Source organism: Nocardia sp. NPDC004415 (genome assembly GCF_053602435.1).
The window spans coordinates 18,998-44,002 of sequence record NZ_JBSGDP010000031.1 but is presented as its reverse complement, the minus strand read 5'-3'; the positions used below and the strand labels follow the sequence as shown (position 1 = coordinate 44,002).

The 25,005-nt window shown below is 71.8% G+C and carries 24 protein-coding genes and 1 riboswitch; of the genes, 13 read left to right on the top strand and 11 right to left on the bottom strand.

What is annotated here, in order from left to right; genetic code table 11:
• Positions 1–5 precede the first annotated feature (5 nt).
• Positions 6–404: a PPOX class F420-dependent oxidoreductase gene (locus ACWEMY_RS16680; RefSeq protein WP_452390731.1), complete on the bottom strand. Its 399-nt coding sequence runs from the start codon at positions 402–404 to the stop codon at positions 6–8.
• 132 nt (positions 405–536) lie between these two features.
• Here ACWEMY_RS16680 and ACWEMY_RS16675 point away from each other — a divergent pair, with 132 nt between their 5' ends.
• From ACWEMY_RS16675 to ACWEMY_RS16660, 4 genes are all read left to right on the top strand, one after another.
• Complete coding sequence (locus ACWEMY_RS16675; protein WP_452390730.1) at positions 537–1,286, top strand: SDR family NAD(P)-dependent oxidoreductase; 750 nt, start codon at positions 537–539, stop codon at positions 1,284–1,286.
• Positions 1,265–2,515 carry a precorrin-6y C5,15-methyltransferase (decarboxylating) subunit CbiE gene (cbiE, locus tag ACWEMY_RS16670; protein ID WP_452390750.1) on the top strand — a complete coding sequence of 417 codons (1,251 nt, stop codon included), beginning with the start codon at positions 1,265–1,267 and terminating at the stop codon, positions 2,513–2,515. The genes ACWEMY_RS16675 and cbiE overlap by 22 nt, the downstream gene beginning before the upstream one ends.
• A gap of 173 nt (positions 2,516–2,688) precedes the next feature.
• Positions 2,689–3,282, top strand: a complete 594-nt coding sequence (locus tag ACWEMY_RS16665) for a hypothetical protein (protein ID WP_452390729.1) — start codon at positions 2,689–2,691, stop codon at positions 3,280–3,282.
• Positions 3,279–4,031, top strand: coding sequence for a cobalt-precorrin-6A reductase (locus ACWEMY_RS16660; RefSeq protein WP_452390749.1), 753 nt, complete (start codon positions 3,279–3,281; stop codon positions 4,029–4,031). The genes ACWEMY_RS16665 and ACWEMY_RS16660 overlap by 4 nt, the downstream gene beginning before the upstream one ends.
• A 2-nt stretch (positions 4,032–4,033) precedes the next feature.
• Here the strand turns inward: ACWEMY_RS16660 and ACWEMY_RS16655 are convergent, their stop codons facing one another.
• The 4 genes from ACWEMY_RS16655 to ACWEMY_RS16640 are packed head-to-tail and all read right to left on the bottom strand — an operon-like array spanning position 4,034 to position 7,378.
• Positions 4,034–4,576, bottom strand: a complete 543-nt coding sequence (locus tag ACWEMY_RS16655; RefSeq protein WP_452390728.1) for a PadR family transcriptional regulator — start codon at positions 4,574–4,576, stop codon at positions 4,034–4,036.
• Positions 4,577–4,614: 38 nt separating this feature from the next.
• Complete coding sequence (cobJ, locus tag ACWEMY_RS16650; RefSeq protein ID WP_452390727.1) at positions 4,615–6,270, bottom strand: precorrin-3B C(17)-methyltransferase; 1,656 nt, start codon at positions 6,268–6,270, stop codon at positions 4,615–4,617.
• Positions 6,267–6,902, bottom strand: a complete 636-nt coding sequence (locus tag ACWEMY_RS16645; protein ID WP_452390726.1) for a precorrin-8X methylmutase — start codon at positions 6,900–6,902, stop codon at positions 6,267–6,269. The genes cobJ and ACWEMY_RS16645 overlap by 4 nt, the downstream gene beginning before the upstream one ends.
• Before the next feature lie 38 nt (positions 6,903–6,940).
• On the bottom strand, positions 6,941–7,378 hold the full coding sequence (locus ACWEMY_RS16640; protein WP_375928189.1) for an Lrp/AsnC family transcriptional regulator: 438 nt from the start codon (positions 7,376–7,378) through the stop codon (positions 6,941–6,943).
• Between the two features lie 132 nt (positions 7,379–7,510).
• Here ACWEMY_RS16640 and ddaH point away from each other — a divergent pair, with 132 nt between their 5' ends.
• On the top strand, positions 7,511–8,374 hold the full coding sequence (gene ddaH, locus ACWEMY_RS16635) for a dimethylargininase (RefSeq protein ID WP_375928187.1): 864 nt from the start codon (positions 7,511–7,513) through the stop codon (positions 8,372–8,374).
• A 36-nt stretch (positions 8,375–8,410) separates the two neighbouring features.
• Complete coding sequence (locus tag ACWEMY_RS16630; RefSeq protein WP_452390725.1) at positions 8,411–9,628, top strand: low temperature requirement protein A; 1,218 nt, start codon at positions 8,411–8,413, stop codon at positions 9,626–9,628.
• A gap of 41 nt (positions 9,629–9,669) precedes the next feature.
• Here ACWEMY_RS16630 and ACWEMY_RS16625 read toward each other — a convergent pair whose 3' ends face one another.
• Together ACWEMY_RS16625 and cobG are read right to left on the bottom strand one after the other, a co-directional pair.
• Positions 9,670–10,761 carry an RNA ligase (ATP) gene (locus ACWEMY_RS16625; RefSeq protein ID WP_452390724.1) on the bottom strand — a complete coding sequence of 364 codons (1,092 nt, stop codon included), beginning with the start codon at positions 10,759–10,761 and terminating at the stop codon, positions 9,670–9,672.
• Between the two features lie 155 nt (positions 10,762–10,916).
• Complete coding sequence (gene cobG / locus ACWEMY_RS16620; protein ID WP_452390723.1) at positions 10,917–12,128, bottom strand: precorrin-3B synthase; 1,212 nt, start codon at positions 12,126–12,128, stop codon at positions 10,917–10,919.
• 139 nt (positions 12,129–12,267) lie between these two features.
• Here cobG and ACWEMY_RS16615 point away from each other — a divergent pair, with 139 nt between their 5' ends.
• The 5 genes from ACWEMY_RS16615 (at position 12,268) to ACWEMY_RS16595 (ending at position 19,549) form a co-directional block, all read left to right on the top strand.
• The gene (locus ACWEMY_RS16615; RefSeq protein ID WP_452390722.1) at positions 12,268–12,945 is read left to right on the top strand and encodes a hypothetical protein; all 678 of its coding nucleotides are present in this window, start codon (positions 12,268–12,270) and stop codon (positions 12,943–12,945) included.
• A gap of 33 nt (positions 12,946–12,978) precedes the next feature.
• Positions 12,979–14,265: a MerR family transcriptional regulator gene (locus ACWEMY_RS16610; RefSeq protein WP_452390721.1), complete on the top strand. Its 1,287-nt coding sequence runs from the start codon at positions 12,979–12,981 to the stop codon at positions 14,263–14,265.
• A 33-nt stretch (positions 14,266–14,298) separates the two neighbouring features.
• Positions 14,299–14,787 carry a hypothetical protein gene (locus tag ACWEMY_RS16605; RefSeq protein WP_452390720.1) on the top strand — a complete coding sequence of 163 codons (489 nt, stop codon included), beginning with the start codon at positions 14,299–14,301 and terminating at the stop codon, positions 14,785–14,787.
• A gap of 29 nt (positions 14,788–14,816) precedes the next feature.
• Positions 14,817–14,943: riboswitch (cobalamin riboswitch) on the top strand.
• Between the two features lie 39 nt (positions 14,944–14,982).
• Positions 14,983–18,621 (top strand): cobaltochelatase subunit CobN, encoded by a 3,639-nt coding sequence (cobN, locus tag ACWEMY_RS16600; RefSeq protein ID WP_452390719.1) that lies wholly within the window; start codon positions 14,983–14,985, stop codon positions 18,619–18,621.
• Between the two features lie 61 nt (positions 18,622–18,682).
• Positions 18,683–19,549 carry an acyl-CoA thioesterase domain-containing protein gene (locus ACWEMY_RS16595; protein ID WP_452390718.1) on the top strand — a complete coding sequence of 289 codons (867 nt, stop codon included), beginning with the start codon at positions 18,683–18,685 and terminating at the stop codon, positions 19,547–19,549.
• On the opposite strand, the gene ACWEMY_RS16590 is transcribed toward ACWEMY_RS16595, so the two are convergent.
• Together ACWEMY_RS16590 and ACWEMY_RS16585 are read right to left on the bottom strand one after the other, a co-directional pair.
• Positions 19,527–19,862 (bottom strand): hypothetical protein, encoded by a 336-nt coding sequence (locus tag ACWEMY_RS16590; protein ID WP_452390717.1) that lies wholly within the window; start codon positions 19,860–19,862, stop codon positions 19,527–19,529. The genes ACWEMY_RS16595 and ACWEMY_RS16590 overlap by 23 nt on opposite strands.
• Positions 19,863–19,966: 104 nt before the next feature.
• The gene (locus ACWEMY_RS16585; RefSeq protein WP_375928168.1) at positions 19,967–20,416 is read right to left on the bottom strand and encodes a hypothetical protein; all 450 of its coding nucleotides are present in this window, start codon (positions 20,414–20,416) and stop codon (positions 19,967–19,969) included.
• A gap of 120 nt (positions 20,417–20,536) precedes the next feature.
• On the opposite strand from ACWEMY_RS16585, the gene ACWEMY_RS16580 reads away from it, so the two are divergent.
• A complete protein-coding gene (locus tag ACWEMY_RS16580) occupies positions 20,537–21,463 on the top strand; it encodes a Sir2 family NAD-dependent protein deacetylase (protein WP_452390716.1) in 927 nt (308 codons plus the stop codon).
• Between the two features lie 164 nt (positions 21,464–21,627).
• A complete protein-coding gene (locus tag ACWEMY_RS16575; protein WP_452390715.1) occupies positions 21,628–24,036 on the top strand; it encodes an MFS transporter in 2,409 nt (802 codons plus the stop codon).
• Positions 24,037–24,040: 4 nt separating this feature from the next.
• Here ACWEMY_RS16575 and ACWEMY_RS16570 read toward each other — a convergent pair whose 3' ends face one another.
• A complete protein-coding gene (locus ACWEMY_RS16570; protein ID WP_452390714.1) occupies positions 24,041–24,559 on the bottom strand; it encodes a hypothetical protein in 519 nt (172 codons plus the stop codon).
• A 69-nt stretch (positions 24,560–24,628) separates the two neighbouring features.
• A complete protein-coding gene (locus ACWEMY_RS16565; RefSeq protein WP_375928160.1) occupies positions 24,629–25,003 on the bottom strand; it encodes a winged helix-turn-helix transcriptional regulator in 375 nt (124 codons plus the stop codon).
• Positions 25,004–25,005: the final 2 nt, after the last annotated feature.

Genomic DNA, 25,005 nt, shown 5'->3' with positions numbered 1-25,005 from the left:
GCGGCCTATTTCAGCGTGCTCGACGAGAGCACCCGGCGCACCTGGATCGCCACGACCACGCGCGTCGGGTTCTCCCGCGGCACCCGGTAGCGCGCGGTGTAGCGGCGCACGGCCTCGGCGACGTCCGCCGGGGCGTCCAGCACCGTCGCGGGCCCTTCCAGCGTCAGCCATCGCGCGCCCTCGACCTGGCTGACCGCCGCGTACCCGCCGCGCGCGGCATTGCGTGCCTTCACCGAGGCGCCGTCGGTGATGACCCGCGCGATCCCGCTCTCGGCGTCCCAGGTGAAGCCCACCGCCACCACGTGCGGAGTGCCGTCGGCGCGCAGGGTGGTCAGGGTGGCCAGGTGACGCTCGGTGACGAAGTCGAGCGCGGCGGGGGAGAGCTGGGCGGTGGTCGTCGGCATGGGACGACGGTAGTACCGGGTGATCGCAGGGCGCCGCGCGGGAGCACGCGACGCGCGGCGGGGCGTCGCGCGCCGGGCGGTCTCGGGATGACAGATAGCGGACCCCGGCGCACCGGGTGACAGACTGGGCGCATGGGAAAGCAGACGGACGGTCCGGTCCTGATTCTGGGCGGGCGCAGTGAGATCGGTGTCGAGATCGCGCGCAGGCTCGCGCCCGGGCGCGTGGTGATCCTCGCCGCCCGTCGTGCCGACGCGCTGACCGAGGAGATCGAGCAGGTGCGCGCCGCGGGGGCGAGCGCCGTGCACACCGTCGAATTCGACGCCGACGACACCGCCGCCCACGCCCCGCTGCTGGAGAAGATCGCCGCCGAGCACGGCGGCATCGCCACCGCGGTCCTGGCCTTCGGCGTGCTGGGTGATCAGGCGCGCGCCGAACAGGACCCCGCCCACGCGGTCGCGGTGGTGCATACCGACTACGTCGCCCAGGTCAGCGTGCTCACCACCCTGGCGAACCTGCTGCGTGCCCAGGGCAGCGGGCAGATCGTGGTGTTCAGCTCCATCGCCGGGGTGCGGGTGCGCCGGGCCAACTACGTCTACGGATCGGCCAAGGCGGGCCTGGACGGCTTCGCCAGCGGTCTCGGTGACGCCCTGCACGGCACCGGCGTGCAGCTGCTGCTCGCCCGGCCCGGTTTCGTGATCGGCCGGATGACCACCGGCATGGACCCCGCGCCTCTGCCGAGCACCCCGGGCCAGGTCGCCGACGCGGTGGTGCGCGCGCTGGGCAAGGGCGCCACCCAGGTGGCCGTTCCCGGCAGCCTGGCCGTGGTGTTCTTCGTGATCAAGTGGGTGCCGCGGTTCCTCTGGCGCCGGGCGCCGCGGTGACCGAGCCCTGGACCGGCCACCCGATCGTGGTGACCGGGATCGGCGCCGACGGCTGGACCGGGCTGGGCGAACCGGCCAGGGCCGCGATCACCGGCTGTGAGGTCGTTGTCGGCTCACCGCGTCAACTGGGGTTGCTCCCGCCGGGCCCGGCCGAACGGGTGCCGTGGCCCTCGCCGCTGCTGCCCGCGCTGCCGGACCTGTTCGCCCGCCACCGCGGCCGCCGGATCGGCGTGCTGGCCAGCGGCGATCCCATGTTCTACGGCATCGGGGTGACCCTGGCCCGCCACTTCGGCGCGGCTGCCCTGCGGGTCTTCCCGCAGCCGTCCTCGGCGTCGCTGGCCTGCGCCCGGCTCGGCTGGCCGCTGGCCGAGATCCCGGTGGTGAGCGTGGTTGCCCGTCCGTTGCCCACGGTCGTGCCCGAACTGGCCGACGGCCGTCGCGTGCTGGTGCTCAGCGAGGACGCCGACACCCCCGCCCGGCTCGCGGAGTTGCTGCGCGACAACGGGTTCGGCGGCTCGACACTGACCGTGCTCGACCAGCTCGGCGGCCCGGCCGAGGCCCTGCGCACCGGTACTGCCGCCACCTGGGCCCATCCGCCGGGCGACCCGCTCAATATCGTCGCGGTCGACGCCGTCCTCGATCCGGGCCACCGCCGTGACACCCGCCTGCCCGGCCTGGCCGACGCCGCCTACACCGGCGACGGTCAGCTCACCAAAGCCGAGGTCCGCGCCCTGACCGTCACCGCCCTGGCCCCCGTGCCGGGGGAACTGCTCTGGGATGTCGGCGGCGGTTCCGGCAGTATCGCCATCGAATGGTGCCGGACGAATCCGCGCTGTCGCGCGATCACCTTCGAACAGCTCCCCGCGCGCCGCGAACAGATCACGCGCAATGCGCACGCGCTCGGTGTGCCGGGCATCATGGTGCGCGGCGAAGTGCGCTCGGAGATAGCCGACACCGATTTCCCGGCGCCGGACGCGATCTTTCTCGGCGGCGGGCTCACCCAGGACGGCCTGTTCACCCGGTGCTGGCAGCACCTGCGCCCCGGCGGCCGGCTGGTCGCCAACGCGGTCACCGCGGAATCGGAAGCGCTGCTGCTGGACTGGGCCGGCGTCCACGGCGGCACGCTGCGCAAATTCCAGGTCTACCGTGGTGAACCGCTCGGCGGGTTCACCGCCTGGCGCCCGCACCTGCCGGTCGCCCAGTGGATTGTCACAAAAACCGCTGGTTGATCGCGCGGCGACGATCACGGGCAGATCACACGCAGATCACGGCGGGTCCGTTCGCGCAGGGTCTCGCGGCCGTGAAAGTTACGAACCGAAGGTGTGAGTTGCGTGCCTCGGGGGTAGGGTCGTGGCCGTTCCGGGGAAATCCTCCCGGTTCGATTTCCGTGATGGGGAGAGACATGAAGTATTCGAAGCTCGCCGCCCCCGCGTTGCTGGCCGTCGCCGCGACCGGCATCGCCGCCGCTCCCGTGGCCGCCGAACCCGCCGCCCCGGCCCCCGCCGTACAGGAGCAGGCCGCCCCCGCCGTGCAGGGCACCGACCGCGGCATCGGCTATCGCGCCGAGATCGTCGACGCGGGCGCCTCGATCGTGACCACCGTCACCGGTGGCGCCTTCGCGCTGGCCGCCGACGCCACCACCGTCACCCTGACCGACGCCGCGGGCGCGGTCGTCGCGACGGTGCCGCTGTCGGGCACCGTCGATGGCGCGGCCACCGAGATCGCCGCCACCGTCGACGCCGACGGCACCCGGCTGACGCTGACCCCGAAGACGGTCGCCGCCAAGGACATCAGCTCGCAGCAGTGGTTCATGGCCGAACTGCAGCGCGCGTCCACCGGCGCCCTGGTCGGCGCGATCATCGGCGCGCTGCTCGGCGCGATCGGCGTCGTCACCATCATCCCGGGCGCCATCATCGGCGGCGTGATCGGTCTGCTCGTCGCCGGTGGCCCGTCGCTGGTCGACGCGGGCTCGGCCTACTTCGGCGGGCAGCCCTGAGGGTCCTGATCCTCGGCGGCACGGGCGAAGCCCGGGAGCTGGCCCGGATCGCGTCCGGCGAGCGGGGACTCGACATCGTGTCCTCGCTCGCCGGGCGGGTCGCCAACCCTCGGTTGCCCGTCGGTCCGGTCCGTGTGGGTGGGTTCGGTGGTGTCGAGGGCCTCCGAACCTGGCTGCGCGAGAACGCGATCGATGCCGTCGTGGACGCGACCCATCCCTTCGCCGCCCGGGTGAGCGCGCACGCGGCCACCGCCGCGCGGGAACTCGGCATCCCGGCCCTGCACCTGCGCAGGCCCGAATGGACCCGGCGCCCCGGCGATCTGTGGACGCGGGTGCCCGATCTGGCCGCCGCGGCCGCCGCGCTCACCGCCTACGACGCGAACGTGCTGCTGACCATCGGCCGCCAGGGCGTCGGCGCGTTCGCCGCCTGCGCCGGGCACCGGTTCGTCATCCGCTCCATCGACGCGCCCGAGGCACCGTTGCCCGCGCACTACGAATTGCTGCTGGCGCGTGGACCGTTCACCTTCGACGAGGAGCTGGTGCTGATGTCGCGGCACCGCATCGACGTACTGGTCACCAAGAACAGCGGCGGCGAGCAGACCGCGGCCAAGATCGCCGCGGCCCGCACGGCCGGGCTGCCGGTGATCATGATCGACCGGCCCGCCCTGCCCGCGGGCGCGGTCGTGGTGGACGAGGTCGCCGAGGCGGTCGACTGGCTGCGCGTCACCGCCTCGCACGCGGTGTCCTGAGGTCAGTGCGGGTTCGCGCCGGCGAAGATCGTGGGCAGCCCGTCGAACCATTCCAGCACCGCGCGCTCGTAGGCGATGCCGAAGGCGAGGGTGGCGCGCTGGTTCGGGGCCAGCCCGGCGGGGTCCTCGTCGAGGTAGCGGTCCAGGCGATCCTGGTGGATGTTCTTGTTGGCGGCGATGATCCGGTCCCGGTGCGCCGGGTCGAGATGCTCGCCGAAGGACAGCGTGAGCAGCAGCGGTACCCGGATGGTCTCGGCCCCGGGGTCGCGGGCGATCCACTCGGCGAAGGCCTCGCGGCCCACCTCGGTGATCCGGTACGGCGTGCGTTCGCGCGCGCCGCGTTCGCCCTTCGTCACCAGGCCCGCGGTGTCCATGCTGGACAGCTCGCGATACACCTGGCTCTGGGTGATGGTCCAGAAGTCGCCGATGCGTTGCTGGGCCTGGGTCGCCAGGTCCCAGCCCGACATCGGGCCCTCGTGCAGAAAGCCCAGTAGCGAGGCCGCGGTGGAGTTCAGCGGGCGGCGTCGAGTCGCGGTGCCGGTCAACGGTCGTCTCCCTTCGAACTACATTCCTAAGTGGAACGTTACGCCTGGTACCTCCGGGAAGTGAACACCCGGGTGCCCTCGGGGGTGTCGAACGCGGTGGTCGTGGACGCACCGATGATCAGCAGGGTACGCATGTCGACCTCGTCGGGGTCGAGTTCGCCCAGGGTGAGCACCCGCACCGACTCCGTCGGCCCGCCCACGTCGCGGCCCAGCACCACCGGGGTCTCCGGCGCCCGATGCGCGAGCAGGATGTCGCGCATGGCGCCGACCTGCCACCGTCGCTGCGAGGATGCCGGGTTGTAGATCGCGATCGCCATGTCCGCCGCGGCCACCGCCGCGAGGCGCTGCGAGACGACGTCCCACGGCTTGAGCCGGTCCGACAGCGAGATCATCGCGTAGTCGTGGCCCAGCGGCGCGCCGACCCGGCTGGCGACCGCATTGGCCGCGGTCAGCCCGGGCAGCACCCGCACCGGGACATCCTTGAACTGTGGTTCGGCCGAGACCTCCAGCACCGCCGCGGCCATGGCGAACACCCCGGGATCGCCCGAGGACACCACCGCGACCCTGGCGCCGCGCTTGGCCAGATCCAATGCCATGGCGGCGCGCTCGGATTCGACCTTGTTGTCGCTGGCGTGCCTGCGCTGACCGGGTCGCTCGGGGACGCGGTCGATGTAGGTGGTGTAGCCGACCAGATCGGTGGCGGCGGCGAGCGCTTCGGTGACCTGCGGTGTGGTCCACGCGGTGTCGCCGGGGCCGAGCCCCACGACGACGACCTCGCCGACCCCGGCCCGCGCAGGCGCGGTATCGGGACGAGCGAGGGCCGGATCAGCCTGCGCGGGAGCAGCATCGGTGTGGGCGGACGACGTAGGCGCGGCGTCGGTGTGGGTGGGTGCCGTGGCGGACGATGTCGTCACGGCGCCGATGGAGTGCGCGTGTGGGGCCGACCGGGTGGCGATGGGTAGCGTCGGGGCCGGGCCGGGCACCACCGTGATGGCGAAGTACGGCACCTCGGACTCGTCCACCTCGGCGGCGGCGAGCACGCGTTCGCGCGTGCTGCTGGCGCGTTCCACGTAGTAGGCGTCGGCGAGCCGGCCGGAGTCCGAGAGTGCCTGGCGCACACCGGGAAAGGTGCGGCCGAGCTTCATGATCGCGGCCGCGTCGGTGTGGCGCAGGCGCTCGGTGAGCTCGTCGACGGGCATCGTGCCGGGCAGCACGGTGAGCACCTGCTCACCCTCCACCAGCGGCGTGCCCAGTGCGGCGGAGGCGGCGCTGACCGAGGTGATGCCGGGGACGATCTCGGCCTCGAACCGGTCGGCCAGGCGGCGGTGCATGTGCATGTAGGAGCTGTAGAACAGCGGGTCACCGGCGGCCAGCAGCGCGACGCTGCGGCCCGCGGCCAGGTGGACGGCCAGGCGGGCGGCGGCCTGCTCGTAGAACTCGTCGATGGCGCCCTGGTAGCCGCCGGGGTGGTCGGTGGTCTCGGTGGTCACCGGGTAGACCAGGTGTTCCTCGAGCTGACCGGGCCGCAGATACGGCGCGGCGATGGCGCGGGAGATGCTGCGGCCGTGGCGCGCGGAGTGGAAGGCGACCACGTCGGCTTCGCCGATGACGCGGGCGGCCTTGACCGTCACCAGTTCCGGGTCGCCGGGACCCAGGCCGATACCCCAGAGTTTGCCGGTGCTGATCTCGCTCATTCCTGTTCGCTCGCGATCGCGTTGAGTGCCGAGGCGGTGATGGCGCTGCCCCCGCGCCTGCCGCGCACGGTCAGGAACTCCACCCCGCCGAAGTCGATGAGCGCCTGCTTGGATTCGGCGGCGCCGATGAAACCGACCGGGATGCCGATGATCGCCGCCGGTTTCGGCGCGCCGTCGTCGAGCATGTCGAGCAGGTGGAACAGCGCGGTGGGGGCGTTGCCGATGGCCACGACCGCCCCGTCGAGCCGGTCGCGCAGCAGGTCGAGCGCGGCCACCGAGCGGGTGTTGCCCAGCTGCGCGGCGCGCTCGGGGACACGCGGGTCGGCGAGATTGCACAGCACCGGGTTGTCGGCGGGCAGCCGCTTGCGGGTGACGCCGGAGGCCACCATGTTCGCGTCGCACAGGATCGGCTTGCCCGCGCGCAGGGCGGCGCGGGCGGCGGCGACCACACCGGGGGAGTAGGCGATGTCGCCGGCCAGGTCGACCTGTCCGCAGCCGTGGATCATCCGGACCACCACGCGTTCGACGTCGGCGGGGAACCCGGCGAGATCGGCTTCGGCGCGGATCGTCGCGAACGAGCGCCGATAGATCTCGGCCCCGTCGGTGAGGTAGCTGGCACGCACGTCGGACATGCCGACAACCCTAGAACCTGGGTGGGACGCGCCGGATCTCAGGTGCGCGGCCGCTCCAGGATGCGCGACATCACCAGCGAACTGCGGGTGCGCCCGACCCGCGCGTTCTCCCTGATCCGTTCGACGGTCACCTCGATCTCGGCCATGTCGGTGGCCATCACGTGCACCAGCGCGTCGGCCTCGCCCGCGATGGTCCACACCCCGACGACCTGCGGGATCGGTTCCAGGGTGCGGCGCAGTTCGGCCGGGGAGATGTTGTCGCGGTAGTACACCTCGACGTAGGCCTCGGTGGTCCAGCCCAGCGCCGCCGGGTTGACCTGGGCGGTGAATCCGGTGATCTGCCCGCTGGCCACCATCTTGTCCACGCGCCGTTTCACCGCGGGCGCGGACAGCCCGACGACCGCGCCGATCTCCTGGAAGGAGGCCCTGGCGTGGGTGAGCAGCCGGGCCAGGATGCGTCGATCGATGTCGTCCACGGCACTCCTCGCGGGTCGGGCGCAATATTTCCCCATTTTCGCATCGATATCCGCAACGAATCGGTGTTCCTGGCGCAACGAGACGACATTTATCGTCGAAGTCATCGATCCGCGCAGCCACCGGGAGCCCTGATGACCGCCGCAGCCCCTCTCCGCCGACCGGTAGCCGCGCGGGTGGCCACGCCCCGCCGCTACGTCATGTGCCGTCCCGACCACTTCGCTGTCACCTACGCGATCAATCCGTGGATGAACCCGGCCGAACCGGTGGACCGGCCGCGGGCGCTGGCGCAGTGGGAGATCCTGCGCGCGGTGCTCGAGGAACACGGGCACAGCGTGGAGACGGTGCCCGGCGAGCCGGGGCTGCCCGACATGGTGTTCGCCGCCAACAGCGGCATCGTCATCGGCGGGCACGCGCTCTCGGCCCGCTTCGCCCATCCCGAGCGCGCCGCGGAAGGGCCCGCGTTCCACCGCTGGTTCGCCGCCAGGGAACTGCGCGAGCTGGCCGCCGCGATCGAAACCAACGAGGGCGAGGGCGATTTCACCTTCGCGGGCACCCGCATCCTGGCCGGGTCCGGGTTCCGCTGCTCGGTGGCCGCGCACACCGAGGTCGAGCGGTTCTTCGGCGTACCGGTGGTCTCGCTGGAATTGGTCGATCCGCGCTTCTACCACCTCGACACCGCGCTGATGGTCCTCGACGACACCACCATCGCCTACTACCCGGCCGCGTTCTCCCCGGCGTCGCGTCAGGTGCTGGCCACGCTGTATCCGGACGCGATCCGCGCGGCGGAGGCCGACGCGTTGTCGTTCGGCCTCAACGGGGTCAGCGACGGGCACCACGTCTTCCTCGACCCCGGCGCGACCGGCCTCGCCGCCGCCCTGCGCGACCGCGGCTACGCCCCGGTCCCGGTGGACATGTCCGAATTGCGCAAGGGCGGCGGCGGGGTGAAGTGCTGCGTGCTCGAACTGCACAGCCGCCGCGACACGACCGCGAGCTAGCCGGGACCCGCCGCCGCCCGGCCACATACTGGGCGGGTGGCACACCCGGAGCCGACCACCGCCGAGCGGCGCGCGAGCTGGACCGAGCTGTTCTTCGACCTGGTCGCCGTCGCGGGCATCGGCCAGCTCACCCACCTGCTGCACCGCGGCCCGTCCTGGGGTGAGTTCGGGCTGTATGTGCTGCTCTACCTGGCGTTCTGGGTGGTGTGGGCGTGCGTCACCGTCTACAGCAATGTGGCCGGTGACCAGGCGCGCACCGCGCTGGTGTTCGGCTGCATGTTCGGCCTCGGCGTGATGATGGCCGCCGTCGCGGGCGTGCCCGACGAGCACGCGAACGCCTTCGCGGCGATGTATGTCGTGGTGCGGATCGCGTCGTCGTCGGCGTGGGGGCGCGGGCAGCTCGTCGTCGACTGGCCGATCGCGCAGATGGGGCCGGGCATCCTGCCGTGGATCGTGTCGCTGTGGGTGCCCGCGCCGTGGAAATTCGTGCTGTGGGGTGTCGGCCTGGCGATCGATCTGTGGATCATGTTCGCCGTCGACGCCGAGTCCTACCTGACCGAGGCCCAGCGCCGGATGACCGCGCGGCTGCGTCGCGATCGGCGGGGCCGCGATCGGCGGGGCCGGGCGGCGCGCGGACCCGCGACGCGGCTCACGGCCCTGCGCGCCGATCCGGCGCACCTGGGCGAGCGGCTCGGGCAGTACCTGATCATCGTGCTCGGTGAGGGGGTCATCTCGGTGATCGCGGCGGTCTCGGCCGAGGAGTGGACCGTCGCGGTCGGCGTGATCGGGGCCGGTGCCTTCCTGAGCCTGATCGCGCTGTGGGCGCTGACCCTGAACTACGGATTCGTGCCGCGGATGATGTCGGCGGCGCCCTCGACGACCGACCTGTCCCGGCACCGGGTGATGGCCGACCACTGCGCGCTCAGCGGTGCGGTGGCCACCGTCGCGGCCGGGCTCGGGCTCGTCGCCGCGCACCCCTCCGGGCATCTGCCCGCCGGGGTGGGCTGGGTGCTCGGCGGCGGCGCGGCCGCGTTCTTCCTGGTGTGCGGGATGGGTGGGGTGCCCAGTGCGGGCGCGCGCTGGCTGTTGCGCTGGCCCCTGCCGTGTCTGGTGCTCGCCCTCGTCCTGGGCTGGGCGGCACCGCGTCTGGGCGCGGTGTGGCTGGTGCTCGGGGTGATGGTGCTGCTCGGCGCGGCGGTGCTGTCGGAGGTCGTGCGTGTCCGGGGAACCGGGGAGCGCACGGCGGTCCCGTAGCGTCCGCGTGCGCCGGTCGATGCCGGCGCACGCGGAGCGGTTCACTCGAACTCGGTGCCGCCGTCGCGCAGCAGGTACGCGTCGGAGACGATCTTGCCGATGGCGCGCCCACCCAGCTCCGGCGCGTGCCGCTCGGTGGCCGGGCGCACGACCAGACCCTCCCGGATATTGGCACCGTCACCGCTGACGGTCTCGGTGCCCTCCGCCAGTTTCAGCAGCAGTTCGGCGTCGTAGGGCCCCTCGTAGAGGACCGGAACGCGGGCGACCGCCAGGTCGAGATCGTCGAGCAGCGTGCCGATCTCGTGATGGTCGAGCCAGCGCACCGGCCCGCCGTCGCGGTCCACGGCGATATCGAACAGCCCGAAGCCCAGCGACTCGTCGTGCGCGGCCGAGGCACCGTAATGCAGGTCCTGCACCCCGGCGCCGTACACCTCACCGAAGAACCCGACCCGGTCGGCACCGAGCGCGTCGGCGACCGCGCGGGCGGCGGCGTCGAGCCGGTGCGCGCGCACGGCCCGCCAGTACAGGTTGCCGTCGGTGGCGGTCAGCGACAGCGACCGGCCACCGACACCCTTGGACGACACCAGGATCCGGTCCCCGTCGCGGACATGGGTGAGCAGGCAGGCCGTGCCGTGGATCTTCTCGGTGGCCACCACCGGCTCCCCGGCGGCGAAGATGCCGGGAAAGCGTTTGATGTTCTCGACGTCCACCCAGCGCAGCAGATCGGGCGCCGACTCGACCTGTCCCGACATCGAGACCGGTACCGGCGGTACCCATTTCACGACGCCGAGCCGCTCCGCGAAATCGGTGCGCTCGGTCGCCGCCGCGGCCAGGTCCACCCCGGCCAGCGCGGCAGGCGTGCAGACGATGCCCTGCGAGACCTCCCCGCGCAGCCGCACCGCCTTGACCCGGTCCTTCCGCGAGCCCGCGAGTTTCCCGGTGAGCCCGAGTTCGGCGATCAGCGCCTCGGGCAGCACCGACTGTTCCGGGATGTAGACCGCGTGATCGCCGGTCGTGAACTGGCCCTTGGCGACCACGGCCCGGTACAGGCCGACCTGAGCGAGCTCGAGCCGGTCGGCGTTCGGATGCGGATGGACGACGAGCCGTTCGGCGGTGACTTGCAGTGTGGACATGGGTACCCCCTCGTTGCGAGGGGGTCAGCATAGGAATCCGCGGTGTCTCACGTCGACCGGATTTCGGTGCGGGTGTGCTTGTCGCGCAGTCGATATCGCGGGGTCGGTGTCGTGGAGGAGGGCTCCTGGGCCCGCGCCGCCGGTTTCCGGGCAGGTCAGGCGGTTGTCGGGTCCACCCGCTCCAGGCGGTAGTGGTCGCCGTCGGTGGCGATCACATCGGTGACCTGGCCCGTCGGCCTGCCACAGCGGCGCTCACAGCCGGACCAGTGCTGGCGGCCCGCCACGGTGACCTCCGTGGCCGGGACCAGCAGGTCCACCGGAGTGACCGCGTCGTCCGCGCGCACCCGGCCCGCGTCCACGGCCGCGGTCAGATCCGCGCGGACATCGGTGTGCGACTTGGCGCAGCCGGGCCTGCCCGCGCAGGCGCTGGCCTGCAACCACGGCGAACTCGCGTCGAAGATCAACCCCATCGGCGCCAGCACCCGCACCACGGTCTCGGCCGGTCCCTCCGCGAGATCGGTGAGGACCACGCTGCGCCACGGCGTGATGTACAGCGGATGTTCCACGGCGGCCAGGAATTCGGCGGTGCGCGCCGAGAGCGTGCCCAGCGGGACACCGGCGCCGAGGGTGACCAGGCCGTCGTCCTGGTCGAGCCAGCCGATCGGGATGGCGTGTGCCGCACCGAGTTCCAGGGGTTCACCGGCGGGGGAGAGGTCGAGCACCTCGGTGACCTTCTCGACGCCCCCGGGGATCTCGTGCAGGCGCCACTGCCCGGACTCGCCGCTGCCGCGCAGGTCGAGGAAGCCGCGGGCCGCGTCGAGCATCACCTCGACGGCCGCGTTCGCGTCCACCCGCACGCCGGTGTCGGTGCCCGCGAGCAGCAGCGCGAACCGGTCGGCGGCGACCGCCTGGACGCCGATGTCACCGCGCAGCGTGCTCACGTCGCCGCGGCCGTCGTCGAGGGTGAACAGCACCCGGCCCGGCAGCTCGGCCAGCCGCGGGTCACCCAGCAGGCCGGTGTCGAGGTCGGCGGCGAGCCCGTGCACCTCGGCGAACCCACCCACCCGGCCCGACAGCGGCGAGGCGACGATATTGCGCACCCGCTCGTGGGTGGCGCTGGGCAGCAGCCCGGCGGCGTCGAGCCGTGACGCGAGCTCGCCGGGGTCGCGGACCTGGCGCAACTGGATGTTGCCGCGCGAGGTGAGCTCGAGATTGCCGTTCCCGAGATCGCGGGCGGCGTCGGCCAGCGTCTGCACCTGCTCCGGCGTCAGCCGGCCGCCGGGCACCCGGATGCGCGCGAGCGGCCCGTCGGCGGCCTGATGCAGGCGCAGCACGCCGGGGCACGAGTCGGGAGTACTCCTGGTCATGATCCGTCCAGCCTACGACCCGGCCGATTGAGGGAGACGCGAGCGGGTAGGTCCCGGGTAGGCCGGTCCGCGTGGTCGGTTCACCTAAGGTGGACAGCGGTCCGTCGCCCGGGTTGATCACTCCAGGAGAGGTCGTCGCATGCTGCGTGAGTTCGTGGACAAGCGGGTCGTGCCCGCGCTCGACCGGGTCGCCCACGCGCAGGCACCGGTGGTGGGCCGGTATGTCGACTGGCTGGCGAAACGGCATCCCGACGACGCGCCGGTGGAACTGCTGCAGCGGCTCTCCCGGCAGTACCTGGTGGTGGTGACGGCCAGCGGTGTCACCGTGGGGCTCACCGCCGCCGTGCCGGGGGTCGGCACGCTGCTGAGCCTGGCCGCCACCGGCGTGGACACGGCCGTGTTCCTGGAGGCGTCGTCGGTGCTGTCGGTCGGCGCGGCGGCGGCCTACCAGCTCGACCCCGACGATCCGCGCCAGGCGCAGCTGGTCTCGAAGGTGGTCCTGGGCGAGGCCGGGACCAAGCTGCTCGACGAGACCGCGGGCCACAAGACCGGGCAGTGGCTCGGTGTGGTCACCGACCACATCCCCGGCCTGGCGAGCATGCCCGATTCGCCCGCCAAGCGGTTCATCGCGAACTACCTGGTCAAACGCACGCTGCTGCTGTTCGGCACGATCATCCCGGCCGGGATCGGCGCGGTCATCGGCGGCGTCGGCAACAACGCGCTCGGCCAGATGGTGGTGGCCAACGTCTACCGCAACCTCGGAACGGGCTCGCCGGAGATGGTCGGGCGCGGTACCACCACGGACTCCGGCGTTTGACCTTCGAGTCGCTCGAACCCCGATGATCAGCCGGTGCCCGAATCCGAGCTGATCACCATCGGCGCCTTCGCCCGCCTGTGCGGCCTGAGCGCCAGCGCCCTGCGCTTCTACGCCGACGCCGGGGTCCTCGTCCCCGCCGTCGTCGACGAGGCCACCGGCTACCGCTATTACGCCCCCGACCAGACCGGCACCGCGCGCCTGATCCGCCGCCTGCGCGCCCTGGACATGCCGCTACCCGCCGTCGCCGCCGTCGTCACCGAGCCCGACGCCGACCGCGCCACCGCCCTCGTCGACGCCCACCTCACCGCCCTCGACGCCCACCTGGCCTCCTTGCGCACCGCGGCCGACGCCGCCCGCGCGTCCCTGGACCGGAGTGCGTTCGCCACCCCGGAGTCTTCGGCCGACGCCTCCGGTGCCGTGCCGTCGCCGAATTCACAGATCGGGACGAGCCGGTCGGCCGAGGCCGCGAGTGGAACTGCATCCGGTCGTGCGGAACCCCGCGACACGGCGTCGGCAGAGCCGGATGCCGTCCGTGTGCGCGGACCTGTGCTCGCCGCCGCGCTCGACCAGGTCGCCACCGCCACCGTCGTGGACCCGCGGCACCCGGTGCTCGACAGCGTCCATATCGAGGCGGGGATGGCAGAACTGGTCCTCACCGCCACCGACCGCTACCGCCTGGCGACCCGCGGCGTGCGCGTCGACACGGCACCCGCCGCGCCCTGGGCGATCACCGTCGACGCCGCGGACCTGCGGGCCACGGTGTCCTGGCTGCGCCGCCAGCCCACCGTCGTCCTGCGCCCCGACGCCGCCGGTCTGCTCTGCACCACGGGCGACACGGCCGACACCGGCGGCGACGAGCGTGGCCAAGGGGATCGGAACATCCCGCGGGCGAACCGGACCGGTCCCGAATCGGGGCGCCGGTGCCGGTCTTCGGCCGAGGAGTTCCCCGACTACCGGGCGATGCTGGCGGCGCTACCCCCGGTCCGGGTGCGGGTGGTGGTGCAGCGATCCGCACTGCTCGCCGTGCTTGAATCGGTACAGGCCGCCACGGTGACGCTCGAAGCGATCCCGGGCAGCCTCCGGCTCACCGACGGGGAATCCGTCCACACCCTCGCCGCCACCGTCACCGGCCCGCCCATGACCATCCATTTCGCCGTGACCACCCTCTATCCGGCGGTGGCGGGCGCGGTCGGCCCCGACCTCATGCTCGACCTCATCGCTCCCGACCAGCCGGTCCGCGTCCGCTCCGCCGACGACGGCACCCTGCTCACCCTGGCGATGCCCCGGCGCCCCGAATCCGCCGACCCGGCAACCCACTAGCCGACTGCGCACAGTCCTGCCGAAAGGAACTCCATGACCACCCCCACCACCGACCCCGTGATGACCCGGATCACCGCCGCGGTGACCGAATCCCGTTCGGGCGACACCGATTCCGCCCGCGCCACCCTGGTCGCCCTGTGGTCCGAGATCGGCGCGGCGGGCGACCCCCTGCACCGCTGCACCCTCGCCCACTACCTCGCCGACCTCCATGACCATCCGGCCGAGGCCCTCGCCTGGGACATCCGCGCCCTCGACGCCGCCGACACCCTGACCGACGCCCGGCTCACCGAACACCACGCGGGTCTGCGGGTCGCGGGGTTCTACCCGTCGCTGCACCTCAACCTGGCCGACAACTTCCGCCGCCTCGGTGCCTTCCCCGCCGCCGGCCACCATCTCGACGCCGCGCGCGCCCACGTCGGGGCCCTCGCCGACGACGACTACGGGACGATGATCCGCCGGGCCCTGGACGAGGTCGCCGCCGCCGTGGCCGCCGGGGACACCACCGCACGCCCCACCCCCTGATCGGTCCTCCGGGGACCGGACGCGGGCTGGAAAGTTGTGGCGGCGGTGGGGCCGTTACCATCGTCATGCTCGGCGGGCGTCGAGGAAACCGGTGGAAATCCGGTGCGGTCGCGCCACTGTGAACAGCCAGACCCTCTCCGGCGAGCACACGACAACCACCCCGTTGGGCGCGTCACCCGAGGAAGGTCTCACCCTGTGATCCTGCTGCTGTCCACCTCCGACACCGATCTGCTGAGCGCGCGCGCGAGCGGCGCCGAGTACCGGTGGGGCAACCCCGCCCGGCTGCTCGTGGCGGACCTGCCGGAGCTGCTCGACGGCGCCGACCTGGTGATCGTGCGCATCCTCGGCGGCAAACGCGCCTGGGAGGAGGGCCTGGACGCGATCCGGGCCAGTGGGGTGCCGATGGTGGCCCTCGGCGGCGAGATCGCCCCCGACGCCGAACTGATGGAATGCTCCACCGTGCCGGTGGGTGTGGCCGCCGACGCGCACAACTACCTCGCCGCCGGTGGCGCGGAGAACCTGCGTCAGCTGCACCACTTCCTGTCCGACACGGTGCTGCTCACCGGCCACGGCTTCGAACCGCCGGTGCAGCTGCCCAGCTGGGGTGAGCTCGAGCGCTCGGCCCGCATCCTGGAACCGCACGCCCCGACCGTCGCGGTGGTCTACTACCGCGCCCAGCACCTGGCGGGCAATACCGGCTACATCGACGCGCTGTGCACGGCCATCGAGGCCAAGGGCGCCCGCGCGCTGCCCGTCTACTGCGCCTCGCTGCGCACCGCCGAACCGGAACTGCTCGAAGTGCTCGGCCGCGCAGACGCCCTGGTGGTCACCGTGCTCGCCGCGGGCGGCAGCAAGCCCGCCACCGCCTCGGCCGGTGGTGACGACGAAGCCTGGGACGTGGCCGCGCTGGCCGCCCTGGACGTGCCGATCCTGCAGGGCCTGTGCCTGACCAGCGGCCGCGCCCAGTGGGAGGACAACGACGACGGCCTCTCGCCGCTCGACGTGGCCACCCAGGTGGCGGTGCCGGAGTTCGACGGCCGCATCATCACGGTCCCGTTCTCGTTCAAGGAATTCGACGCCGACGGCCTGTCCACCTATGTGCCCGACGCCGAACGCGCCGCCCGGGTCGCCGGTATCGCGGTGCGCCACGCGCGCCTGCGCCACATCCCGGCCGCCGACAAACGGATCGCGATCATGCTCTCCGCGTACCCGACCAAGCACGCCCGCATCGGCAACGCCGTCGGCCTGGACACCCCCGCCTCGGCCATCCGCCTGCTCACCGAACTGCGCGCCGCGGGCTACGACCTCGGCGAACCCGGCGAGATCCCCGGCCTGGAGCAGGCCGACGGCGACGTGCTCATCCACGCCCTGATCGCCGCGGGCGGCCAGGACCCCGACTGGCTCTCGGCCGAACAGCTCGAGGGCAACCCGATCCGCATCGGCGCCGCCACCTACACCCGCTGGTTCGACTCCCTGCCCGAGGATCTGCGTGAGGCCGTGGTCGAGGCGTGGGGCCCGCCGCCCGGCGAGCTCTATGTCGACCGCTCGGCCGACAAGGACGGCGAGATCGTCATCGCGGCCCTGCGTTTCGGCAATGTGGTGCTCATGGTGCAGCCGCCCCGCGGCTTCGGCGAGAACCCGGTCGCCATCTACCACGACCCCGACCTGCCGCCCAGCCACCACTACCTGGCCGCCTACCGCTGGCTGTCCGCGCCCGACGGTTTCGGCGCCGACGCCATGGTCCATCTGGGCAAGCACGGCAACCTGGAATGGCTGCCCGGCAAGACGCTGGGCATGTCCGCCTCCTGCGGCACCGACGCCGCCCTGGGCGACCTGCCGCTGATCTACCCGTTCCTGGTCAACGACCCGGGCGAGGGCACCCAGGCCAAGCGCCGCGCCCACGCCACCCTGGTCGACCACCTGATCCCGCCGATGGCGCGCGCCGAGAGCTACGGCGACATCTCCCGCCTCGAGCAGCTGCTCGACGAGCACGCCAATATCTCCGCCCTGGACCCGGCCAAGCTGCCCGCCATCCGCCAGCAGATCTGGACGCTCATGCGCGCGGCCAAGATGGACCACGACCTGGGCCTGGCCGAACGCCCCGACGAGGACGTCTTCGACGACATGCTGCTGCACGTCGACGGCTGGCTCTGCGAGATCAAGGACGTGCAGATCCGCGACGGCCTGCACATCCTGGGCCAGGCACCCGAGGCCGAGATGGAACTCGATCTGGTGCTGGCCATGCTGCGCGCCCGTCAGCTGTGGGGCGGCGAGCAGAACGTCCCCGGCCTGCGTGAGGCCCTCGGCCTCAGCGAAGCCGGTGACGAGGCCCGTGAGCGGGTCGACGTGGTGGAATCCCGCGCCCGCGAACTCCTCGCCGCCCTGCAGGCGACGGACTGGTCGGCCGACGCCGTCGACACCCTGGTCGGCGACTACGCCACCGCGATCCTGGCCGGAGCCGACGCCACGGCGGCCGACGACACCACCCGCCTCGACGCGGTGAAGACGGTCCTGCGTTTCGCCGCCACCGAAGTCGTGCCCCGCCTGCGCGAGACCAGCGTCGAGATCGCCCGCGTCCTGCACGCCCTCGACGGTGGCTTCATTCCCGCCGGTCCCAGCGGTTCGCCCCTGCGCGGCCTGATCAACGTGCTCCCGACCGGCCGCAACTTCTACTCCGTCGACCCCAAGGCCGTCCCCTCGCGGCTGGCCTGGGAGACCGGTCAGGCCATGGCCGAATCGCTGCTGGCCCGCTACCTCGGCGACCACGGCGAGTACCCGAAGTCGGTCGGGCTGTCGGTGTGGGGCACCTCGGCCATGCGCACCTCCGGCGACGACATCGCCGAAGTCCTCGCCCTGCTGGGCGTGCGCCCGATCTGGGACGAGGCCAGCCGCCGCGTCACCTCCCTCGAGATCATCTCCCTCGAGGAACTCGGCCGCCCCCGCATCGACGTCACCGTGCGCATCTCCGGCTTCTTCCGCGATGCCTTCCCGCACGTGCTGGCCCTGCTCGACGACGCCGTCCGCCTCGTCGCCGACCTCGACGAGCCCGCCGAGTCCAATTACGTGCGCGCGCACGCCCAGTCGGACCTGGCCGAGCACGGCGACACCCGCCGCGCCACCACCCGCATCTTCGGCTCCAAGCCGGGCACCTACGGCGCGGGCCTGCTCCAGCTCATCGACTCCAAGAGCTGGCGCACCGACGACGACCTCGCGCAGGTCTACACCACCTGGGGCGGCTACGCCTACGGTCGCGACCTCGACGGTGCCCCCGCCGCCGACGACATGCGCACCGCCTACCGGCGGATCGCGGTGGCCGCCAAGAACACCGACACCCGCGAACACGACATCGCCGACTCCGACGACTACTTCCAGTACCACGGCGGCATGGTCGCCACCGTGCGCGCGCTCACCGGCAAGAACCCCGAGGCCTACATCGGCGACTCCACCCGCCCGGATGCCGTGCGCACCCGCACACTCTCGGAGGAGACCGCCCGCGTCTTCCGCGCCCGCGTGGTGAACCCGCGCTGGCTCGAGGCCATGCGCCGCCACGGCTACAAGGGCGCCTTCGAGATGGCCGCCACCGTCGACTACCTGTTCGGCTACGACGCCACCACCAATGTGGTCGCCGACTGGATGTACGAGAAGCTCACCGAGAGCTACGTCTTCGACGAGGTCAACCGCAAGTTCATGGAGCAGTCGAATCCGTGGGCGCTGCACGGGATCGCCGAGCGGCTGCTCGAGGCCGCCGAGCGCAAGCTCTGGGAACACCCCGAACAGGAGACCCTGGACCGGCTGCGCCAGATCTACCTGGAGACCGAGGGCGAACTCGAGTAGTTGCCGCCGGACTGTAATGCGTTCTAGTCTGAGGCGTATTACGGCGTAAGAAAGGGTGGCGATGAGTAGCTCTCCGGCGTACTTCACGCACACGGACGGAGTCTTCCGGCCGACTCCGTTCTCGATGAGCCTGTGGGCACCGAGCACCCTGTCCGGTCCGCCGGTCTGTGGGCTGATGGCGCGCGAGGTCGAGGGGCGGTACTGCACCGACGGCTTCGTCCCCGCGCGCCTGACCGTCGACCTGCACAAGGCGGTGCCCGCGGTGCCGCTCACCGTCGCCAGCGAGGTCATCCGCGACGGGAAGCGCGTGCGCGCGGTCTCGCTCGAGCTGCGCGCCGAGGACGCGGTGGTGGCGCGGGGCAGCGCGCTGCTGCTCCTGCGCTCCACCCAGCCGCCGGGCGAGGTGTGGCGGGCCGACCGCGACCGGCCGCTGCCCCCGCCCAGCGCGCTGGCGATGATCGACGAGGCCATGCACCTGTTCGGCAGCGACGGGCACGCCGAGGGCTGGTCACCGAAGATGACCGAGCATCAGAACGACACCCGCAAACGCAAGTGGGTGCGCAACATCCCGGTGGTCGACGGCGAGCCGGCCTCGCCGTTCTGCTTCGCCGCCATGACCGGCGAGCAGACCAGCCTGGTCACCAACTGGGGCACCGAGGGCATCGGCTTCATCAACACCGATGTCTCGATCACGTTCTCGCGCATGCCGATCGGGGTCGACATGGGGATCGAGGCGGAGAGCCACCTCAGCGACGAGGGGATCGCCGCGGGCGCGGCGGTGCTCTACGACGAGCAGGGTGCCTTCGGTATCTGCACCACCACCGCGCTGGCCAACGAGCGCCGCCAGATCCGCGGCGCGGTGATCGACGAACTGGCCGACACGATCCTGGCCGCCGGGCAGCCGGTCACACCGGATCGAGGCCGCTGAAAGCCAGCCCCACCGTGGTCGCGCACAGCACGGTGCCGACCGCGGTGGTGGCGAGCAGGTAGCCCAGCGCCAGTAGCCGGGCAGGCGGTAGCAGTGCCAGCACCACCGCCGGGATCAGCAGCACCGCCAGGGTGGCCGCCCAGCTGAGCCAGAACGCGGTCGCGATCGGCTCGAGCTCGGCGAAGGCGACCGGGCGCGGCACCGGGACCTGCCAGGCGTCCTGCACCGCGAAGGTCGCCGGGACCAGCACGAACACCGCCACGAACACACCGAGCCCGACACCCCAGCCCGCCCGCCACCGCACCTGCTCCACCCGCGTCACCTTCCCGTCCCACACCGGCCCTGCCGCTGCCATGCTGCCTCGAGTGGGCCCACCGCGCGCAGATCCACCCGTCCGGTGGCGATTCCCGGCGCTGCTCAGGCGACGGTGACCAGGAGTTCGTCGGCGAGCGTCTCCACCTTCACCACGCCCTCGTCCAGATACAGCGTCGCCGCCCGGGGCCTGCCGTCGGCGAGCGCGACCACCGACACCGCCTCCACCCGGGCACCGGCGAGCCCGGCATAGGGTTGCTCGCCGGTGACATCGAAGGCGGTGTACTTGCCCGAGGCGGCCACGTACTCGATATTGACCGGATCGACCAGCGGCTCGAACGGATCGCGCCACCGCGCCGCCCGGATCCGCAGCTCCTCGCCGTCGTGTCCGGCGTCGAGCAGCAGCGTCGAGCCGTCGTGGAAGGTGAACTCGATCGGCCCCTCGGTGCGGTCGACGTCCGTGCCGAGGACGTAGAACATCCGGCGTACGGCGACGATCGTCGCGTCGACGGCGGCCGTGAGCGCGTCGCGGCCGTGTTCGTCGTTGTCGGACATGGGTTTTCCCCTGACAGTCGATCACCGGGCGGATCAGTCATCATGTCGCCGCAGCTCACCGGCACGCAACTCCGCCCCGGCGTGTTCGCCGTCGGCACCGCGCGCTCGTAGAGTGGATCCATGGCGGACTCCTCTCCGGACGGCACCGCGGTGCGTCGCGCGGCCGGGTTGCTGGCCGGGCGCGGGGTCGTGGTGGTCACCGGCGCCGGGCTGTCCACCGACAGCGGCATCCCCGACTATCGCGGCCCGCAGTCCCCGCCGCGCACCCCGATGACCTATCAGCAGTTCGTCGGCGACGCCGCCTTCCGGCAGCGGTACTGGGCCCGCAACCACCTGGGCTGGCGCCGGATGGACGCCGCCCGCCCCAATGCCGGGCACCGCGCGCTGGCCCGCCTCGAACGCGCCGGGATCGTCGCGGGCGTCATCACCCAGAACGTCGACCTGCTGCACACCAAGGCGGGCACCCGGCGGGTGATCGACCTGCACGGCACCTACGCCGGAGTGTGCTGCCTGCGCTGCGGGGCCAGGATCTCCCGGCTCGGTCTCGCCGACCGCCTGGAAGCGGCCAATCCCGGCTTCGCCGAGGACGTCTCGGCCACCGGCATCGAGGTCGCGCCCGACGCCGACGCGGTGGTCGCCGACACCGGCCGCTTCCGCATGCTCGACTGCGCGGCCTGCGGCGGCATGCTCAAACCCGACATCGTGTACTTCGGCGAGAACGTGCCCGCCGCCAGGGCCGCCGCCGCGCTCGCGCTCGTCGACAGCGCGCGGGCGCTGCTGGTGGCGGGCTCGTCGCTGACGGTGCTGTCGGGCCTGCGGTTCGTGCGCCGCGCGGCGAACAACGGTGTGCCGGTGGTGATCGTGAACCGCGGCGGCACCCGCGGCGACGACCTGGCCACCCTGCGGATCGAGGCGGGCTGCTCGCAGACCCTGTGCGCGTTGGCCGAGCACCTGACCGCGCCGGGGCAGGCCGAACGCGGCGTCGGTGAAGGGTCCGGTCCGCTCGGCGGAATCGGGCGATCCGGGGTGAAATCGGCGGTCACTTGATCCCTCCCTGTCGCGGCCGGACGCGGCGTGGGTAAGCTCGGCGCACCAGTGCATGAAGAGTTCCACCCGCGGCGCGATGCTTTCCTCGCAGCGGGGTTGTCGGCCCTCGTGTGGGCCGAATGATCGACCCCCACTTGCCAGCCGATCAGAACCAGGGCTTTTCCATGACCGATACCGTCGTTGCCGAACCACGCCTCACGCACCGCCAGACACTCACCATCCTGTCGGGCCTGCTATTGGGGGTGTTCCTCGCCGCGCTCGACCAGAACATCGTCAGTGTCGCGATCGTGCGGATCGCGAACAGTCTCGACGGGTTCGACGAACAGGCGTGGGCGACAACGGCGTATCTGATCACCGCGACCGTCACCACCCCGCTCTACGGCAAGCTCGCCGACATCTACGGCCGCAAACCGTTCTACCTGATCGCCATCGCGGTGTTCGTGATCGGTTCGGCGGCCTGCTGCTTCGCCACCACCATGTACCAGCTGGCCGGGTGCCGGGCGCTGCAGGGAATCGGCGCCGGCGGGCTGATGTCGCTGGCGTTCACCATCGTCGGCGATATCGTGCCCGCGCGCGAAAGAGTCCGCTACCAGGGCTATTTCCTCATGGTGTTCGGGATCGCGACGGTGCTCGGGCCGGTGGTGGGTGGATTCCTGTCCGGCTACGAGAGTCTCGGCGGGATCGAGGGCTGGCGCTGGGTATTCCTGGTGAACGTGCCGGTGGGCGTGATCGCGTTCCTCGTGGTCGCCAAGGTACTGAATGTCGCGCATGTGCGCAGGCCGAGCCGGATCGACTGGTTCGGCGCCATGACCCTGGTGATCGGTGTGGTGCCGCTGCTCATCGTGGCCGAACAGGGCCGGATGTGGGGCTGGACCTCGCAGAAATCGCTGCTCTGCTACGGGATCTGCGTGGCCGGTCTGCTGCTGTTCCTGGTGGTGGAGTACCTGATGAAGGACGCGGCGCTGATCCCGCTGCGCCTGTTCCGCAGCTCGACGTTCAGCATCGCCATCCTGGGTGGGTTCCTGGTGGGTGTGGCGATGTTCGGCGCGATCACCATGGTGCCGCAGTATCTGCAGGTCGTACGCGGGTTCTCACCGACCGAGGCCGGTCTGCTCATGCTGCCGCTGGTGCTGGGCATCATGGTGGGTTCGCAGCTGTCGGGCCTGATCACCAAGGCGAGCGGGCGCTACAAGGTGCTGCCGGTGCTGGGCGCGCTCATCCTGGCGATCGGCTGCGCGCTGTTCGCCCGGGTGGAGTTCGACGGGCCGCTGTGGCAGCCGCTGGCCTACAGCACGATCATGGGTTTCGGCCTCGGCGGCTGCATGCAGACGCTGGTGATCGCCGCGCAGAACGCGGTGGGGCGCACCGAGATGGGCGTGTCGACCGCGGCGGCCACCTTCTTCCGGCAGCTCGGCGGCACCCTCGGCGTCGCGGTGTTCCTGACCGTCCTGTTCGACCGGCTGCCCGGCTCGATCCTGAGCGCCTTCGGCGGGCAGCTGCCCGCCGGTTTCGACGCCGAGCAGCTCGCTGCCCTGCAGAGCAACACCAGTGGCATCGCGGCCCTGCCCGACGAGCTGCGCATCCCGATTCTCACCGGCTTCACCGATTCGATGCACAGCGTGTTCTTCCTGGCCGCCGACCTGGCCGTGGTGGCATGCCTGGTGCTGGTGTTCATGAAAGAGATTCCGCTGCGCGAGGATCCGGTGCCCGGCGAGGCCGCCGAGGCCACCCTGCTGCGCGATGTGAGCCTGCACGATGCCCAGGAGATGGCGGGTCAGTTGCGGCCCGCCGCCACCGGGCGGGTGATCGCGGGGCTGCTACGGCGCGACGACGCGCGCCCGGTGTCGGCGGCGATCCTCACCCTCATCGACCAGCACGGACGCCAGGTGGCGCGCGGCAGCGGCGACGCCGACGGCGCCTATGTCATCGAGGCGCCGGAGCCCGGCAACTATGTGCTCATCGCGGCGGCGCCGGGACATCAGCCCGAGGCGGTGAGCGTGTCGATGGGCGAGCGCGCCCAGCACGTGGACCTCATGCTCATCGGGGCGGGCGAGCTCACCGGTGTGGTGCGGTCCGCGCGCCGGGGCGAGCCCCTGTTCGGGGCGACCATCACGCTCACCGACGCGGAGGGCGATGTCGTCGGCGCGGCCATCACCGGCGAGGACGGGGTGTACGTGTGCCGCGATGTGGTCAGCGGGACCTACACGCTGGTCGCGGTGGCCGACCACATGCGCCCGGCCGCGGTCGCGCTGACCGTGCCCGACACCGGCTCCCTGCACCACGACATCGATCTGGAGCCGATGGCCATCCTGGTCGGTTCGGCCTGGGTCGACGGCGATCGTCCCGTCGCCGACGTGCAGATCACCGTGCTCGACGCCGGTGGCGATCCGGCGGCCACCACCCGCACCGACGAGAAGGGCCGCTACCTGGTGCCGGACCTGCCCGAAGGGGAGTACACGGTCGTGGCCCGCGGCTACCCGCCGACCGCCAGCCAGGTGTCGGTCACCCGCGGCGAGATCACCCACGACGTCACCCTCGGCTACGACAGCGAGGAGTCGCTCCACCGTCGCTGACCGCTCACACGGCCGCGGGCTCGAGGCCGCGCAGCAGACGGGCACGATAGGTGCGCACCGCCGCGACGACGGCGAACACCGCCGTGAGCGCGCCGAGCACGATGCGGACCGAGTGCGCGACCTCGATCTCGCGCACGGTCTGCCGCAACTCCTCGACGGTGTGCTGGTCGCGTTCGTCGAACAGGATCGTCCAGCGTTCCCACAGGTACAGCGCCGACAGCAGGAACAGCCCCGACACCAGCGTCACCAGCGAGGCCACCGTCCAGGCCCTGGCCGTGCGCGACCACAGGCTGGCCGCGGTCGCCACGATCGCGGTCAGCGTCAGCACGGCACCCAGCGGGCGCATCACACTGCCGACGGAGACCGCCGCGGTGAACTCCTCGCCCACGACCAATGAGTGCGGAATGTCGTGGAAGTAGTTGGGATACAGGAACACCGTCTCGGCGAGCATGGTGCAGAACACCAGCGTCGCCAGCACGGCGTAGAGGGTGACGACGGTCAACGAGACGGTGAGGTTACGCATCCCTCCAGCCAAGCCCGAATCCGTCCACGGCACATCCGGTCCCACCCCTGATCCCACCTCAGGGTGTCCCTAGGGTGCCGGATGCGAGGCCGGCCGCCACGGGATGCGCCCGTTCCCGTCCCCGGTACTCGTGCGCTGCTCGGACCAGTCCCACAGCGGCTGCAGCGCTTCGGCCAGCAGCGCGCCCTCGGTGGTGAGTTCGTAGGCGCCGCGCGGCCCGTCCTTGCGGGTGAGTCCGGCGGACTGGAGTTGCTGCAACCGATCCGACAGCATGCTCGACGAACAGTTACCCATCCGCCTGCGCAGGTCGAGGAAACCGAGCGGCCCGGGCTCCAGCTCCCAGACGACACGCAGCATCCAGCGCTGCCCGAGCAGATCGATGGCGGCCAGGATCTTCGCCGACGGCTCGGCCGGGGCACCGTCGTCCGCTGTTGCGCTTCTCATTC